The organism is Bacillus sp. B.PNR1 (genome assembly GCF_030386235.1).
In the GTDB taxonomy this organism is placed as follows: domain Bacteria; phylum Bacillota; class Bacilli; order Bacillales; family Bacillaceae; genus Bacillus; species Bacillus stercoris.
Map to the genome: position 1 here is coordinate 1,393,095 of NZ_JANYMN010000001.1, position 15,374 is coordinate 1,408,468.

The 15,374-nt window shown below is 44.8% G+C and carries 17 protein-coding genes; 1 reads left to right on the forward strand and 16 read right to left on the reverse strand.

Annotated elements, in window-relative coordinates:
• The first annotated feature begins 236 nt into the window (after positions 1 to 236).
• Entirely contained in the window at positions 237 to 425 is a 189-nt protein-coding gene (rpmB, locus tag NZD81_RS07160; protein ID WP_003221548.1) for a 50S ribosomal protein L28, read from the forward strand.
• Positions 426 to 497: 72 nt separating this feature from the next.
• On the opposite strand, the gene spoVM is transcribed toward rpmB, so the two are convergent.
• The 16 genes from spoVM to NZD81_RS07240 all read right to left on the reverse strand — a co-directional run bounded on the left by spoVM (position 498) and on the right by NZD81_RS07240 (position 15,306).
• Positions 498 to 578, reverse strand: coding sequence for a stage V sporulation protein SpoVM (gene spoVM / locus NZD81_RS07165; RefSeq protein ID WP_003221545.1), 81 nt, complete (start codon positions 576 to 578; stop codon positions 498 to 500).
• Positions 579 to 650: 72 nt separating this feature from the next.
• Positions 651 to 1,295: a thiamine diphosphokinase gene (locus tag NZD81_RS07170; RefSeq protein ID WP_041521333.1), complete on the reverse strand. Its 645-nt coding sequence runs from the start codon at positions 1,293 to 1,295 to the stop codon at positions 651 to 653.
• Between the two features lie 76 nt (positions 1,296 to 1,371).
• A complete protein-coding gene (gene rpe / locus NZD81_RS07175; protein ID WP_014663936.1) occupies positions 1,372 to 2,022 on the reverse strand; it encodes a ribulose-phosphate 3-epimerase in 651 nt (216 codons plus the stop codon).
• Positions 2,023 to 2,026: 4 nt separating this feature from the next.
• Positions 2,027 to 2,923, reverse strand: a complete 897-nt coding sequence (gene rsgA / locus NZD81_RS07180; RefSeq protein WP_282374307.1) for a ribosome small subunit-dependent GTPase A — start codon at positions 2,921 to 2,923, stop codon at positions 2,027 to 2,029.
• A 14-nt stretch (positions 2,924 to 2,937) separates the two neighbouring features.
• Positions 2,938 to 4,884 (reverse strand): serine/threonine protein kinase PrkC, encoded by a 1,947-nt coding sequence (gene prkC, locus NZD81_RS07185; protein WP_040083188.1) that lies wholly within the window; start codon positions 4,882 to 4,884, stop codon positions 2,938 to 2,940.
• Entirely contained in the window at positions 4,878 to 5,642 is a 765-nt protein-coding gene (gene prpC, locus NZD81_RS07190) for a protein-serine/threonine phosphatase PrpC (protein WP_040083189.1), read from the reverse strand. The genes prkC and prpC overlap by 7 nt, the downstream gene beginning before the upstream one ends.
• A gap of 6 nt (positions 5,643 to 5,648) precedes the next feature.
• Positions 5,649 to 6,740, reverse strand: a complete 1,092-nt coding sequence (rlmN, locus tag NZD81_RS07195; RefSeq protein WP_014663932.1) for a dual-specificity RNA methyltransferase RlmN — start codon at positions 6,738 to 6,740, stop codon at positions 5,649 to 5,651.
• 3 nt (positions 6,741 to 6,743) lie between these two features.
• Positions 6,744 to 8,087 carry a 16S rRNA (cytosine(967)-C(5))-methyltransferase RsmB gene (gene rsmB / locus NZD81_RS07200; protein ID WP_103032046.1) on the reverse strand — a complete coding sequence of 448 codons (1,344 nt, stop codon included), beginning with the start codon at positions 8,085 to 8,087 and terminating at the stop codon, positions 6,744 to 6,746.
• Positions 8,074 to 9,027, reverse strand: a complete 954-nt coding sequence (gene fmt / locus NZD81_RS07205) for a methionyl-tRNA formyltransferase (RefSeq protein WP_040083191.1) — start codon at positions 9,025 to 9,027, stop codon at positions 8,074 to 8,076. The genes rsmB and fmt overlap by 14 nt, the downstream gene beginning before the upstream one ends.
• 4 nt (positions 9,028 to 9,031) lie before the next feature.
• Positions 9,032 to 9,514 (reverse strand): peptide deformylase, encoded by a 483-nt coding sequence (gene def, locus NZD81_RS07210; protein WP_040083192.1) that lies wholly within the window; start codon positions 9,512 to 9,514, stop codon positions 9,032 to 9,034.
• A gap of 26 nt (positions 9,515 to 9,540) precedes the next feature.
• Entirely contained in the window at positions 9,541 to 11,958 is a 2,418-nt protein-coding gene (priA, locus tag NZD81_RS07215; RefSeq protein ID WP_134975542.1) for a primosomal protein N', read from the reverse strand.
• Positions 11,955 to 13,175, reverse strand: a complete 1,221-nt coding sequence (gene coaBC / locus NZD81_RS07220; RefSeq protein WP_069149573.1) for a bifunctional phosphopantothenoylcysteine decarboxylase/phosphopantothenate--cysteine ligase CoaBC — start codon at positions 13,173 to 13,175, stop codon at positions 11,955 to 11,957. The genes priA and coaBC overlap by 4 nt, the downstream gene beginning before the upstream one ends.
• A gap of 80 nt (positions 13,176 to 13,255) precedes the next feature.
• Positions 13,256 to 13,459, reverse strand: a complete 204-nt coding sequence (gene rpoZ, locus NZD81_RS07225) for a DNA-directed RNA polymerase subunit omega (protein ID WP_003221520.1) — start codon at positions 13,457 to 13,459, stop codon at positions 13,256 to 13,258.
• Between the two features lie 3 nt (positions 13,460 to 13,462).
• Positions 13,463 to 14,077, reverse strand: a complete 615-nt coding sequence (gmk, locus tag NZD81_RS07230; RefSeq protein WP_003232083.1) for a guanylate kinase — start codon at positions 14,075 to 14,077, stop codon at positions 13,463 to 13,465.
• A gap of 7 nt (positions 14,078 to 14,084) precedes the next feature.
• On the reverse strand, positions 14,085 to 14,354 hold the full coding sequence (remA, locus tag NZD81_RS07235; protein WP_003154355.1) for an extracellular matrix/biofilm regulator RemA: 270 nt from the start codon (positions 14,352 to 14,354) through the stop codon (positions 14,085 to 14,087).
• A gap of 76 nt (positions 14,355 to 14,430) precedes the next feature.
• On the reverse strand, positions 14,431 to 15,306 hold the full coding sequence (locus tag NZD81_RS07240; RefSeq protein WP_071576821.1) for a YicC/YloC family endoribonuclease: 876 nt from the start codon (positions 15,304 to 15,306) through the stop codon (positions 14,431 to 14,433).
• Between the last annotated feature and the right edge of the window lie 68 nt (positions 15,307 to 15,374).

Genomic DNA, 15,374 nt, shown 5'->3' on the forward strand with positions numbered 1-15,374 from the left:
ACTATATGGTTTCCATTATGAAAAGACCAGGCAATAATTGCTGGCCGTACCTCTACATATACTATAGCGCTGCTGTTTCCGCAAGATGTCAAGTGAATTTTCTTGAAAGATGATGAAACAATAGTTGCAAACGTTTTTTAGCTGTGGTAAATTATTTAAAGTATCCATATCGAAAGCATCTAAGATCATATGAATGTTAAAAAGTAGATGTTTTGTGCAAGTGAGGAGGGAAACAAATGGCACGTAAATGCGTTATCACAGGTAAAAAAACAACAGCTGGGAATAACCGTTCTCACGCAATGAACGCTTCTAAGCGCACTTGGGGCGCGAATCTTCAAAAGGTTCGTATCCTTGTGAACGGAAAACCTAAAAAAGTATATGTATCTGCTCGAGCTTTGAAATCCGGTAAAGTTGAGCGTGTATAACAAAATGAACGCCTGCCTCAATATGTGGCAGGCGTTTTTATGTGGTGAAAGAGGGCTTTGAACCCCTGGGCATTAATCTTTTCTAAATGAGCCCAGCATCGCCCGGACAATTCCTCCTAAAAACTTCGGCAATTTAATGGTGTAAAATTTCATTTTTTGTCCCCTCCTATAACGTCCCGTAACCACCTTGTTCATTGTTTTCAGCAAATGAATGAAAGCACATGCTTAATCCGTGCTTCTTATCATTATTAATATGCCTTTTGCAAACGAAAAAGTACCTCGTGAATGAATGAGTTCGTTACTAATACATAGTGTTGAACCGAGCGTAATATGACAATTATTTAGAGGATATTTAAAACCAGTCAGAGTCAGCTCATGTATTTCTTCGGAAAACGGTATGAAGGAGATATATCGCTTATTTTCATCCTTCTCAATATCATATTCACCAGGAGGGAACATTTGAATATGATTTTGTTTGTCTATCAGCCTAATTTTTATGTTCGTTTTTACACCTCTAAACAGAAGCTGAATGTTTCCTAAAAAATGATCAGCTCTGCCGCCTGTAATGCCGAAAATCTGAATGATATCCGGATGCTTTTCCAGCGCCCAATCAAGGGCGAGGTCTAAATCTGTTTGATCTTTTTCTGCTTGATACACATGAAGGGCGGGAGCGGCTTGTTCTATCCGCCGGCGTTCTTGCTCTGTTATGCTGTCAAAATCTCCGAAGGCTTCAACAGGAATGATCCCGGCATCTAGAAGAGTGACGGTGCCTTTGTCAACACCGATCCAAAGCGCGTGTTCATCCGAGTAGCCGGTTAGATCGGGAATGAGATTATTCGGGCCTCCCGCAACGATATTAATTGTTTTCATCTCTGATTCCTTTCTCTGCATACAGGAAAAAGAGCTTAGGCTATTGTATGCCCAGCTCTTTTCTAAAGCTGTTTATTTATTTTCCTCTGATTTCAGAAATTGCTTTTTTGCGGTCAGACTGGCCATAAACAGCTGAACCGGCTACGAGTAAATTCGCGCCCGCTTCAATGACTAGCGGAGCGGTTTCTTTGTTGACGCCGCCGTCTACTTCAATTAAGAGATCTTTTTTTCCTTTTTCATCCGCCATTCGCTTAACCTCTTTTATTTTAGGAAGGACTGAATGAATAAATTTCTGTCCGCCGAACCCTGGGTTCACCGTCATTAATAGAACAAGGTCGAGATCATCGAAAACATGCTCGATGACTTGTACAGGAGTATGCGGATTTAGAACAACACCGGCCTTCACTCCTTGCTCTTTAATAAGCTGGATGGTACGGTGCAGGTGCGGACATGCCTCAGCATGCACAGACAGGATATCTGCGCCGGCTTTCGCAAAAGCCGGGATATAGCGATCGGGCGCTTCTATCATTAAATGAACATCGAGCGGCAGATCCGTTACCGGCCGGACTGCTTCTACAATCAGCGGACCGATTGTGATATTCGGGACAAAATGGCCGTCCATAACATCAATATGAATATAATCAGCTCCGCCTTTTTCTACATCTTTAATCTCATTGCCTAAAGAAGCAAAATCAGCGGAAAGAATAGATGGTGCAACCTTTATCATTATGCTAATACCTCGGCTTTCTGTCTTTAATCTCCGTCATAAATTCAACATAATGGTCATAGCGGTACTGCTTTATTTCCCCGTCTTCAACAGCTTGTTTCACCGCACATTTCGGCTCTTTTAAGTGTAAACAGCCTCTAAATTTGCATGAAGAGCTTTTTTCTCTTATATCTGGGAAGGTATAGCCCAGTTCTTCTTCCTCAATGTCTGTAAATTCAAGCGAGCTGAATCCTGGCGTATCCGCAACCAAGCCTCCGGACGTGTGTATCAGCTCCACGTGGCGGGTTGTGTGTTTCCCGCGGCCCAAATGCTCGGAAATCTCGTTTGTTCTTAATCCGAGCTCGGGACTGATCGTGTTGAGAAGCGAGGATTTTCCAACACCGGATTGACCGGCAAATACCGTTGTTTTATCCTGAAAATGCGGGATGATGTCCGCTAAACTGTCTTGGTCCTTAGAGGAGGTAAGATACACGTTATAACCAATATTCCGATAATCTTCTGCGTAGGCTTGTATCGTATCTTCTGTATCTTGATCATCAATCAGATCCATTTTAGTAATGCATATGATCGGCTGAATATCATTGGCTTCGACGAGAACCAGGAAGCGGTCGAGCAACGCCGTGCTGAAAGAAGGCTGAACCGCTGAGAAAACAAGGACCGCTTGATCAACATTGCAAATTGGCGGCCTGATAAGCTCATTGGTTCTTTCTTTGATTTCCATCAAATATCCTTCTTTGTCATTTTCAGCCTGATACACAACGTAATCACCGACGAGAGGAGTAATTTTGTTCTTTCTGAAAATGCCTCTCCCTCTGCATTGTATTACTTTATCTGAATCCTCTGATTCATCCAGTACATAGTAAAAGCCGCTTAGCGCCTTAATAATTTTGCCCTCAGGCATATTTTCCCTCCTTGTTATTCATCTTTTGGATACTCAATGGTTTTGTAGCTGACAACTTTATTGTTTACCATTACTTGATAGTACCCTTTTTGGCCGGGTTCAATCTTTAGTTCGATCGTTCGTTCAGTCGGCTCTTTTATCTTAAATTCTTCGTAAGTGTCAGAGATGCTGTGATCCGCATCGTCAACCGCGATTTGCACTTGAAGTTCGTCCCCTTCATTTTCTGGTTCATAAGGGATCTCGACCTTTTCTTTCACTGTTTTCGCAGGTTTTTTCTCGGGTCCTAGAGAGAATGTCACTTCCACTTCATTTCCCGGCTTTACTGCCGTACCTGCTGCTGGTTTTTGTTTGACAACCTGTCCTTCTGGAACATCATCTGAGTATGCTTCTTTTTCTACAAGCTTCAAGCCGTTGTCTTCCAGATATCCAGACGCCGCTTCTTTACTGTAGGTTTTCAAATCTCTAAGCGTAATGTCTTCGGGTCCGATACTGACTGTGAGTTTGACTTGATCTTCACTCGGGACAAGCTCAGTCCCTGCTGAAGGATTTTGGTCAATGACAGTGCCCGCGTTTTTCTCATCATTCACTTCATTTACCGTTACATGTTTAAACCCTTGGTCCTTCAGCGCTTTTTTTGCCTGGTCGACCGTTTGGCCTGTCACATCACCGATCTCCGTTTTTGCTTTTCCGGTGCTCTTATAAAGGGTGACCGTGGCGCCTTCTTTGACTGTGGTTTCCGCTTTGGGATCCGTTTTTACCATCAGGCCCTCTTCAATTTTTTCATCTGAGATTTCCAACACCTCGGAATCAACTTGTAAACCTTCTTTTTCCAAGAGGCCTGCGGCTTTTTCGTATTCCATTCCGGAGACATCAGGTATTTTGACATCCTTAGGCATAAAAAGCGACGGAAAAACAGTGACAGCAAGAATTCCAGCCGTGATAAAAACGAGGCATATCGTGAGCAAAACCCACGGCCACTTTTTTCTTTTGCCGTTTTTCTTTGTTTTGTTTTCTTGTGCGGTTGTCAAATCAGCTTCTTTTTCGCCAGCAGCTTTAGCGAGTTCTTCATCTTTAATGATCGGTATCGCTTTTGTCATCTCTTCATCTTCTTGAATCGTAAATCTCTTTTCATTGAGTCTGTCAGCATCAAAAGCGGTTTTTATGTCAGCTTCCATGTCTTCAGCCGTTTCGTAGCGATGAAAAGGGTCTTTGGCCGTTGCCTTTAGTATGATGTTTTCAACGCTTTGGGGGACTGACGGGTTCCACCTTCTAGTCGAAGGAGTTTCCGCTTGAAGATGCTTCAAGGCGATGCTGACTGCTGACTCTCCGTCAAACGGAATACGGCCCGTTAAAAGCTCAAATAGAACGATTCCAAGGGCATAAATATCCGATTTTTTTGTCGCTAAGCCGCCCCGGGCCTGTTCAGGTGATAAGTAGTGGACTGAGCCCAGGACAGAATTGGTATGGGTGATTGTGGTCGAACTTAATGCCGTCGCAATTCCAAAATCCGTTACTTTGATATTCCCCATGTGGTCAATCAAAATGTTATGCGGCTTGATATCTCTGTGAACAATCTGGTTTTGATGGGCATGAGCGATGGCTGAGACAATTTGCTCCATAATGTTCAGCGCTTCTTTAGGGTGAAGCGGCCCATTTGATGTTATGTATTCTTTAAGCGTCATGCCTTCGACGTATTCCATGACAATATAATAAATATCATCTTCCTCGCCCAAGTCGTAAATACTGACAATATTTGGGTGATCGAGGCTCGATGCGGATTGGGCTTCTCTGCGGAAGCGCCTGATAAATTCATTGTCATTTGCATAGTCAAACCGCAGGATTTTGATCGCGACTTCACGGTCTAGAATAATATCCTCAGCTAAATACACGTTGGCCATTCCCCCGCCGCCTATGACGCGGAGAATTTGGTAACGTCCGCTGATCCGCTTGCCGATTAGCACTGATCTTCACCCTCTTCAACATGTAAAGCAAGCTCAAGCAAAACTGCTGTAATGTTGTCTTCTCCGCCATTCTGATTGGCTTTGTCCACAAGCAGGTTTACTTTTTCCTGAGGAGCTGAATCGCTTTGCAGGATGTCTTTTAACTCAGTGCCTTCCACTTTATTCGTCAGTCCGTCAGAACACAAAAGCAGTTTGTCTCCGGGTTCGATGTCAAAGGAACGTGTGTCGATGCTGACTGACTGGTCTGTTCCAAGCGCCTTCGTCAACACATTTTTTCGCGGATGATGTTCAGCGTCTTCTCTGGAAATCTCTCCAGTACGAACCAGTTCATTTACAAGCGAATGGTCTTCTGTCACTTGAATGAAATCCTCGTCCTGAAGCAAATAGCATCTGCTGTCACCGATATGGGCAACAGAAACCGTTTTCCCCGTAAATAGCGCACATACAATCGTCGTCCCCATGCCTTGGCATTCTTCGTGGGCTTGAGCGTGATCGTATATTTTGCTGTTTACTGAAAGAATCTGTTCAATGAGCCATTTTTCACATTCCGAGGGCGCTTGTGGAATTGTCTCTGCTTTATTCCATTTCTCCCCCATGGCTTTCACAGCCATCTTGCTCGCAACATCTCCAGCAAGATGGCCGCCCATGCCATCAGCGACAACCGCTAATACAAATTCATCTTTCCCCTTGAATATCCCCGCATCATCTTCATTATGCTGGCGGATTTTTCCTGTATCTGTTTTTAAGGCTGTTAACAACCCTCATCACCTCGTCTCGTCTTGACGCTCCTTCGCGCGAAGCTGACCGCAGGCTGCGTCAATATCATGTCCTTGCTCTCTTCGGATTGTGACATTTACTCCACGGGATTTCAATGTTTTTTCAAAAGCGAAAATCTGATCACGCGGTGTGCGCACATAGTCCCGTTCAGGCACGTAGTTTACCGGAATCAAGTTCACGTGGCATTTGACTCCTTCCAGCAAGTCGGCAAGCTCTTCGGCGTGTTCCACCTGGTCATTTACGCCTCCAAACAGACCGTATTCAAAGCTGATGCGACGTCCCGTTTTATTAATATAATATTTAACGGCTTCCATGAGATCAGGCAGTTTATATGCTCTGTTAATCGGCATCAAGCGGCTTCTGATTTCTGTGTTTGGCGCGTGCAGAGAAATTGCAAAGTTAATCTGCATTTTCTGATCAGCAAATTCGTAAATTTTCGGGATGATTCCGCTCGTAGAGACCGTAATATGGCGAGCACCGATATTCAGGCCCTTGTCATGGTTAATGATTTTCAAGAAAGCGAGCATTTCGTTAAAGTTATCAAAAGGTTCACCGATTCCCATGATCACGACAGAGCTGACGCGTTCATCCGTTTCATCAAGAGCTTTTTGCACTTTAACTACTTGAGCGACAATTTCACCTGCTTCAAGGTTTCGTTTTAAGCCTCCAAGCGTTGACGCGCAGAATGTGCAGCCAATACGGCAGCCGACTTGTGTCGTTACACATACAGAATTGCCATACTCGTGTCTCATTAAAACGGTTTCGATGGTATAACCGTCATGAAGCTCAAACAAAAACTTCATCGTACCGTCTTGAGAGGTTTGTTTAACAGCCGTTTTCAGCGTTGTTAACACAAAATGAGTGTTTAATTTCTCACGCAGATCCTTTGACAGGTTTGTCATTTCTTCAAAAGAAGATACGCGTTTTTCATATAGCCATTCAAAGATCTGGGCCGCCCGGAACGGTTTCTCTCCGTTGTCTGTCAGCCATTGTTTGATTTCATCTAATTCAAAAGAATAAATAGACGGACGCTCTGTCCGCAACTCTTTTCTTACTTTTGTTTTATTAAGTTCTGCCATTGCTTATCCCTTCTTTCTCATGCTGCAAATAAAGAAACCATCTGTTCCGAAATAATGAGGAAGGATTTGCAGCCTTCCATCCCGAACAAAGGGTCTCGCCTTTTCGGGCAGCCGCTTTTCAAGAGACAAATCGGGTTCAAAATCAGGATGTTCTTGTATAAACGCATGTATTACTTCATCATTTTCTGTCCGGTCCATTGTACACGTACTGTAGACAAGAGTGCCACCTTTTTTTACTAATGGTGCGATTTCCCTCAGGATCGACAGCTGGATTTCAGCTAGACGCGCGCTGTCATCAGGCTTTTTCGTGTATTTCATATCCGGTTTTCTTCTGATAACGCCGAAACCAGAGCACGGGGCATCAACCAATATCCGGTCAAACTTTTCGTTTTCAAACGTTTCCCCTGCTTTTCTTGCATCCATTGTCTCCGCATGAATAATTTTCAGGCCAAGACGGTCTGCCGCTTCTTTGATCAGCTTCACTTTATGTTTGTGAAGATCAAGCGACGTAACGCTCCCCTTGTTCTTCATTAATTCTGCGATATGAGCCGATTTGCCGCCAGGCGCCGCACACGCGTCAAGCACTGTTTCATCAGGCTTAGGATCAAGGGCGCGGGCGACGAGCATGGAGCTCTCATCCTGGATGGATACTTCGCCGTTTTGGAAGAAATGAGTTCCGGCAATTGATCCCTTTAAGAGCTTCACAGCATCCTCAGCGAGATCGCCTTTTTCAACTTCGATTCCCTCAGCAGCCATTTGATCAAGCAGTTCAGCTCTGTCTGCTTTCATTTGATTGACACGCAGCGTTTGCTTCGGCGGTATGAGGTGGATACGGCAAATCTTTTCGGCCGCGTCAAACCCATACGCATCCGCCCACTCTTTCACAAGCCATTCCGGATGGCTTGTTTCTATCGCCAGCCGGCGTACAGGATCTTCGATGGCGTCAAAGGATGGAACACCTTCGCGCTGGATAGAACGAAGCACGCCATTGACAAAAGAAGCAATGCCTTTGTGTCCGCGGATTTTAGCAATCTCAACCGCTTCATGGATGGCTGCCCTATCTGGAATCTTCTCCAAATATTCCATTTGATATAAGGATAGGCGAAGAAGCTGAATCACCCACGGCTTTACTTTTTGAGGCTTATTGATAAACGGTTTAAGCATATAATCAAGCGCGATTTTGTTTTGTAATGTACCATAGACAAGTTCAGTCAAAAGCCCTCTGTCCTGATCACTCAGTTCATTTGATTTAATGACCGATTTCAGCAGCAGGTTGCTGTATGCCTGGTTTTGTTCTAATTTGATCAGCGCTTCAAGGGCGATGTCACGAACACTAGTTTTTTTCATTATTTACTCCTAACACATCTCCGGCTTCAACATGAGCGCCCCGCACAAAGTCCTCGCCTTTCATGCGTTTTTTGCCGGCCGGCTGAAGTTCAGTTAATAACAGGGCCGTATCATTACCTGTGGAAACGATAATCCCTTCCTTTTCAACTGCAACGACTGTGCCGGGCTCAGCTGTTGTTGGTGCTGGTGTTTTTTTCGACGCCCACACTTTCAAGTTTTGTCCGTTTAGAGTTGTATAAGCAACAGGCCATGGATTTAATCCGCGGATCTGGTTGTAAAGCTCTTCGCCCGTTCTGGACCAGTCGAGCAGTTCTTGCTCTCTTTTGATATTAGGCGCGTACGTCGCTTGCTCTTCATCCTGCTTTTCGGGTGATATGCTGCCGGCAATGACGTTTGGAACCGTTTCAGACAATAGCTTCGCGCCAGCAACGCTTAATTTATCGTGCAGCGTTCCGACATTATCGGTTTCTTCAATGTCCACTTCCACTTTTGAGATCATGTCTCCGGCATCCAATTTTTCTACCATATACATAATGGTAACCCCGGTTTTCTTCTTTCCCTGCAAAATAGAGTAATGGATCGGAGCCCCGCCGCGCAGTTCCGGCAAAAGAGACGCGTGAACGTTAATGCAGCCGTATTTCGGGCTGTCGAGAAGCTCCTTAGGCAAAATTTGTCCGAATGCCGCCGTTACAATAAGGTCAGGCTTTAATGCCAGCACTTTTTCAATTTCTTCTTTCAATCTGACTTTTTCCGGCTGAAGAACCGGGATGCCGTGACGCAATGCCTCTTCCTTGACCGGAGGAGGTGTCATCACTTTTTTTCTGCCTTTCGGACGGTCCGGCTGTGTGACGACCCCCACTACTTCATATCCGTCCTCAATCAAGGTTTTTAAAACAGGAACTGAAAAATCCGGCGTCCCCATAAATACGATTCTCGTCATCAAATCATCCTTCCATATCCGCTAGTTCATCTTCTGTATAGTATTTACTGATTTTAGATGTAAACAGCACACCGTCTAAGTGGTCCATCTCGTGCTGCACAGCTCTCGCCAAAAAGCCTCGCGCTTCCAGAATGAACGGTTTTCCCTGACGGTTAAACGCACGCACTTTGACATAATCAGCACGTGTGACATCACCATAGACGCCAGGAAAGCTCAGGCATCCTTCAATTCCGGTTTGCTCACCGCTTTTCTCTAAAATTTCAGGATTAACGAGATCAATTCTGCCTCTGTCATCCCCGATATCTACGACAGCCACTCTTTTTAAGATGCCGATTTGCGGCGCTGCCAGTCCGACTCCATCCATTTCAAGCATGGTGTCGTACATATCATCAAGCAGTTTTCTTAGCTTTTTATCAAAAACAGTCACGCTTTCCGTCGGTGTTTCCAAAACCTCCGCCGGATGTGTGACGACCTTTTTTACTGCCAATTTGTTACCCTCCAAGACGTGAGATCTTACATCATCATATAAGGATTCATATCAATTGAAATCATTACATGCTTTTGTTCAATTTCGCGTTTATAATGTTCCAGTATCTTCTTCAATAAAGCGGATAACTGGGTTTCCTGTTTGTATTTTATCACGCATTGATAGCGATATCTATCTTTGATCCTGGCTATCGGCGACGCGCTTGGCCCGAGAATTTTCGTGTCAGCTCCGCAGTTTGCTTTCAAAAAATGAGCGATTTTTTCAGCTGTAACCGCTGCTTTCGCCACTTCCTCATGAGAAACCGTCACAAGAGCCAAAAAGTAGTAGGGCGGATAGGATTGCTCTCTCCTGTGCGCCATTTCATGCTGATAGAACGTTTCATAATCATGCGTTTTCGTCAGCTGGATACTGTAGTGAGACGGTGTATACGTTTGAATGGTGACATGGCCGGGCTTTTCATGCCTGCCTGCCCGGCCGCTGACTTGGGTTAACAGCTGAAATGTTTTTTCAGCCGATCTGAAATCAGGAATATGAAGTGTTGTATCGGCACTTAACACTCCGACAAGCGTGACATTCGGAAAATCAAGCCCTTTCGCGATCATTTGCGTTCCGAGAAGAATATCCGCTTTTCCTTCTCCGAAAGCTGACAGTAGTTTTTCATGGGCGCCTTTCCTTGATGTCGTGTCAACATCCATCCGAATCACTCTCGCATTTGGCAGCACTTTTGTCAGCTCTTCCTCCACTCGCTGTGTTCCCGTTCCGAAAAAGCGGATATGCTCGCTTGCGCATTCAGGACAAGTATGCGGAACAGGCTCTTCATGTCCGCAATAATGACATTTCAGCCTTTGGCCGTAACGATGATACGTCATGGAAATGTCGCAGTGCGGACATTGCGGGACATAGCCGCAATCTCTGCACATCACAAAGGAAGAATAGCCTCTTTTATTTAAAAACAGCACCGCCTGCTCACCCTTGGCAATCGTTTCTTCAAGCTTTTCCATCAATTCAACAGAAAACATCGAGCGATTGCCGCTTCGAAGCTCCTCTCTCATATCGACAAGCGAAACCTCAGGCATCACTTGATGGTTAACGCGGTGCTTCAGTGAGAGAAGCTCGTACACGCCCTTTTGCGCCCGTGCATATGACTCTAATGTCGGCGTAGCACTCCCTAATACAACCGGGCAGCTGTGATGCTCAGCACGCTTGATTGCCACCTCTTTCGCGTGATAGCGCGGCATTTCTTCCTGTTTATAAGAAGACTCGTGCTCTTCATCGATGATAATCATTCCGAGATTTTCAAACGGAGCAAAAATTGCGGATCTGGCACCGACGACAAGCCGTACTTCCTTCCGGTGGATTTTACGCCACTCGTCATATTTTTCCCCTGTGGATAAACCGCTGTGCATGACTGCCACCTTGGAGCCGAAGCGGCCCTTAAAGCGATTGACCATTTGCGGCGTCAGCGATATTTCCGGTACGAGGACGATGGCTTCTTTTCCTTTCGCCAGTACTTTTTCAATTGATTGCAGATAAATTTCCGTTTTTCCGCTGCCTGTCACGCCGTGAAGGAGGAACACTTTATGCTCATCCTTGTCCAATGTCTCGCGTATGGGCTCAAAGGCAGCTCTCTGTTCGTCTGTCAGTGGCAGCGGCTCTGTTTTTTTGAACATTTTATCCTGATAGGGATCTCTGTAGACCTCTTCATAGCTTTCCCTCAAAAGCTCTTTTTGGATAAGGGTTTTGATGGTCGCAGAGCTCGCGTCCGTTCTTTTGCACAAGTCCGCCGCAGGGATTTTCACACCTTCTGGCTCAGAGATGAAAAAGTGAAGAATCGCCTGCTGCTTGGCTGCTTGACGGGACAATCCCTCAGCCTGCTTAGCAAGCTCTTCTTTACTCACATTTGCCTGAATATGCCTCACCATTTTTTTATTTGTTTTTTGCGCGACTTTATAGGTTACGTCTATGCTCCCTTTTTGAACATGCTTTTGAATCAGTTTCAACGTATTATGATCGGGTATATCTGAATACAGCAGCGTCTTTGTTTCAGAAAACAGCCGCTCCACTTGCGGCGGAAGCTCAGCTCCGTTTGCAATTTTTAATTCTTTTTCATATTTTGCCTTTAATGCGGCAGGCAGCATTGCTTGAAGTGCCGTTATTTTAAAAGACAGCGTTTTGTCGGACAGCCATGATGACAGATCCATAAGCTCCTCTGTCAGAACAGGTGTAAGATCTAATAAATCCTCTACTTCCTTGACAGATTTCCCCGATAGGTCAGATGCTTCTTTGACTGCTGTTACAAACCCCTGAATCTTACGGGGGCCAAACGGAACAATGACCCGCATCCCCGTTTTGATCATGCCCTTGAGATGGTCTGGGATTTTGTAATCAAAAGGCCTGTCTATATTTTTGGTGCTGACATCCACGATGACCTCTGCAAAATTCATGTTCTTTCTCCGGTTTGTTTTGAGAGGGCTGCGATCTCCTGAAGAATTTCAAACGAAACATCGAGCTTAGACATGATCGGAAGTTCGCGCTTATGCCCGTCTTTGAAAAAGATTGTCACGATATTCGTATCAGCACCAAAACCGGCCCCATTTGCTTTCACATCATTTGCCACAATCATATCAAGATTTTTGGCAGCGAGCTTTTTACGTGCATAGTGTTCAATGTCTTGTGTTTCAGCGGCAAATCCGACTAAAATCTGCTCTTTCTTTTTCTCGCCCAAATCTTTCAAAATATCGACCGTTCTTTTCAGTTCTAAGCTCATACCGCCGTCTTGTTTTTTCATTTTATGGTCAAATACTGTTTTTGGCGTAAAATCGGCTACCGCAGCTGTTTTGATGACAATATCGCTTGCTTCATACACGGAGAGCACAGCTTCGTGCATATCCGCAGCCGATTGAACAGGAATAAACTGAGCAAGTCCTTTGGGCTGATCAAGTGAAACAGGCCCAGAAATTAAAGTTACCCGTGCACCAAGCCGGACTGCAGCCTCCGCTAATGCGTAGCCCATTTTGCCCGTTGATTTATTGGTGAAAAACCGGACAGGATCAACCGCTTCCCGTGTTGGGCCGGCTGTAATGACCACACGTTTGCCCTCTAAAGGGGCGGATGTTTCATCAGCAAAATGTTTTTCGGCCAGTTTTACGATGTTTTCCGGCTCTTCCAATCTGCCTTTTCCGACGTAACCGCATGCTAAATAGCCCTCACTCGGCTCAATAAAACGATAACCGTCCTGATACAGCACAGAAATATTTCGTTTGACTGCCGGGTGGTCATACATATGAACGTTCATCGCCGGCGCGATCCAAACGGGAGCCGTCGCTGCCAACAATGTTGTTGTCAGCATATCATCAGCGATGCCGTTAGCCAGTTTTCCAATCACATTAGCCGTAGCCGGCGCCACGATAATCAAGTCGGCCCAGTCTGCGGCGTCAATATGGGAAATGACGCTTGGATTTTGTTCTTTAAATGTATCTGTATAGACTTCGTGGCGGCTCAATGCCTGAAATGTCAGCGGTGAAACGAATCGGCAAGCTGATTCAGTCATAATCACTTTCACATTTGCTCCTGCCTGAACCAGCTTGCTCGTTAACGCACAGGCTTTATAAACAGCGATGCCTCCGCTCACGCAAAGTAACACATTTCGATTGTTAAGCAATGAATTCTCCCCCTCTGCACTTTACAAAACCGCACGGAAAAAAATAACAACCTACATGATATAGGTTGCTACTTGTGCTACTATTCGCGGTCTTCCTTTTCAAACGAAAGCAGGCCTGCATCAATTTCTTCTAAAGCTTTGCCTACATATTTGTGTGAAATCGTATGTTCAATCATTTGGTCTTTTTTGATTTGCATTTCACGGGCACGTCTCGCAGAAACAGTCACGAGCGTGTATTTGGAATCTAATTTATTCATTAAAGAATCAATTGACGGATCTAACATTGATTATTCAACCTCCAGCATTTTCTTATATCTTGGTGCAACACGTTCACGCTTCAAATGTTCAGCAAGAACGATTGCTTTGATTTTATCGCAAGCCGTTTCGACATTATCGTTTTCAACGACATAATCATAAGCATCCATCATTTCAATCTCAGCTTTTGCGGCTTTCATTCGATTTTCAATCAGAGCGTCTGTTTCTGTGCCTCGTGTCACGATTCTGTTCTTCAGTTCAGAAAGGCTTGGAGGCGCAAGGAAAATAAACAGGCCTTCCGGGAAAGCATTTCTCACTTGAAGAGCCCCTTGGACTTCAATTTCTAAAAAGACGTCTTTTCCATCTTGAAGTGTCTGTTCAACATAATCGACAGGCGTGCCGTAATAATTGCCGACATACTCTGCCCATTCAAGCAGCTTGTTGTCCGCAATCATTTGCTCGAATTCGTCTCTTGTTTTGAAAAAATAATCGACTCCGTTCACTTCGCCCTCTCTTGGACTTCTAGTGGTTACTGAAATCGAATATTCAAATTTTGTGTCTTCCTGCGAAAAAATCGCTTGCCGAACCGTTCCTTTACCAACTCCTGAGGGACCTGAGAGAACGATTAATAACCCTCTTTCTTTCATGCGGCAATTACCCCTGCCCTTCATCCATAATTTCTTCTTTAACAGAAAGTCTGTGTGCAACTGTCTCAGGCTGGACGGCAGATAAGATAATGTGATCACTATCCATGACGACAACTGCACGGGTTCTTCGTCCGTATGTAGCGTCAATTAGCATTCCGCGGTCTCTTGCATCCTGGATCATCCGTTTGATTGGCGCAGACTCCGGGCTGACAATCGAAATCATCCGATTGGCGGAGATTATATTGCCAAATCCGATATTAATCAGTTTAATCGTCATCTTCTACGTTCCCCCTGTAAAATAGACGTCTCTAGTTTAGCCTAGTAAGACCGTCTGTAAACAATACGCACAGTCACTATTCTATATTTTGCACTTGTTCTTTTATTTTTTCAATAGAACTTTTCATTTCAACGACAAGCTTTGTGATCTGATGATCATTTGCTTTTGAGCCGATCGTATTTGCTTCCCGATTGAGCTCCTGAACGAGAAAGTCGAGTTTGCGCCCGACAGCTCCGCCACTAGCTAATATATCACGAAACTGGGCGAAGTGGCTCTTCAGCCTGGTAATCTCTTCAGTAATATCAGAGCGGTCTGCAAAAATAGCGCATTCTGTTACAAGCCGGCTCTCGTCTAATACATCTTCAGTCCATTCTTTGATTCTGGCGTACAGCCGTTCCCGGTAACGAGATACGACATCTGCAGCAAGCAATTCAGTTTCTCTCACCAGCTCTTCAAGCTGATCAATATGCATCAGGCAGTCTTTCGCTAAGAGCAGCCCCTCTTTTTCACGCATTTCACAGAGGCCTTTTACCGCTTCCTCTGCAGCATCGGTGATCAATGCCTCCAGCTTGTCATTTTGCGTCTGTTCTTCATGAACCTGGACGACGTGATCAAGCTTAAAGAAATCCATCACATCGGGCTCAGCAGACAATTGATACCGCTTCTTCATATCTCTCGCAGCTGCGACAAACTCATCGAGCAGCGGCCAATCAATCTCAAGCTTTTTCTCAACAAGCATATCACTGTCAACAGATACGAAAAGCTCAATTCTTCCGCGCTGGATATGCTGCAGAATGGTCTGTTTCAGCTTATCTTCAAAATATAGCAAAGGCCTTGGCAAACGAGCGTTCACTTCTTTAAATCTGTAGTTCACAGATTTAAGTTCTACGCTTACAGAGAGATCATCTTGTGTTTTGCTTGCACTGCCGAAGCCTGTCATACTTCGTATCATTTTAAAACACCCAATTCTTCCCTGTTCTCATAATAAAAGGGCAATAGACATGCTATTACCCCTAAGAT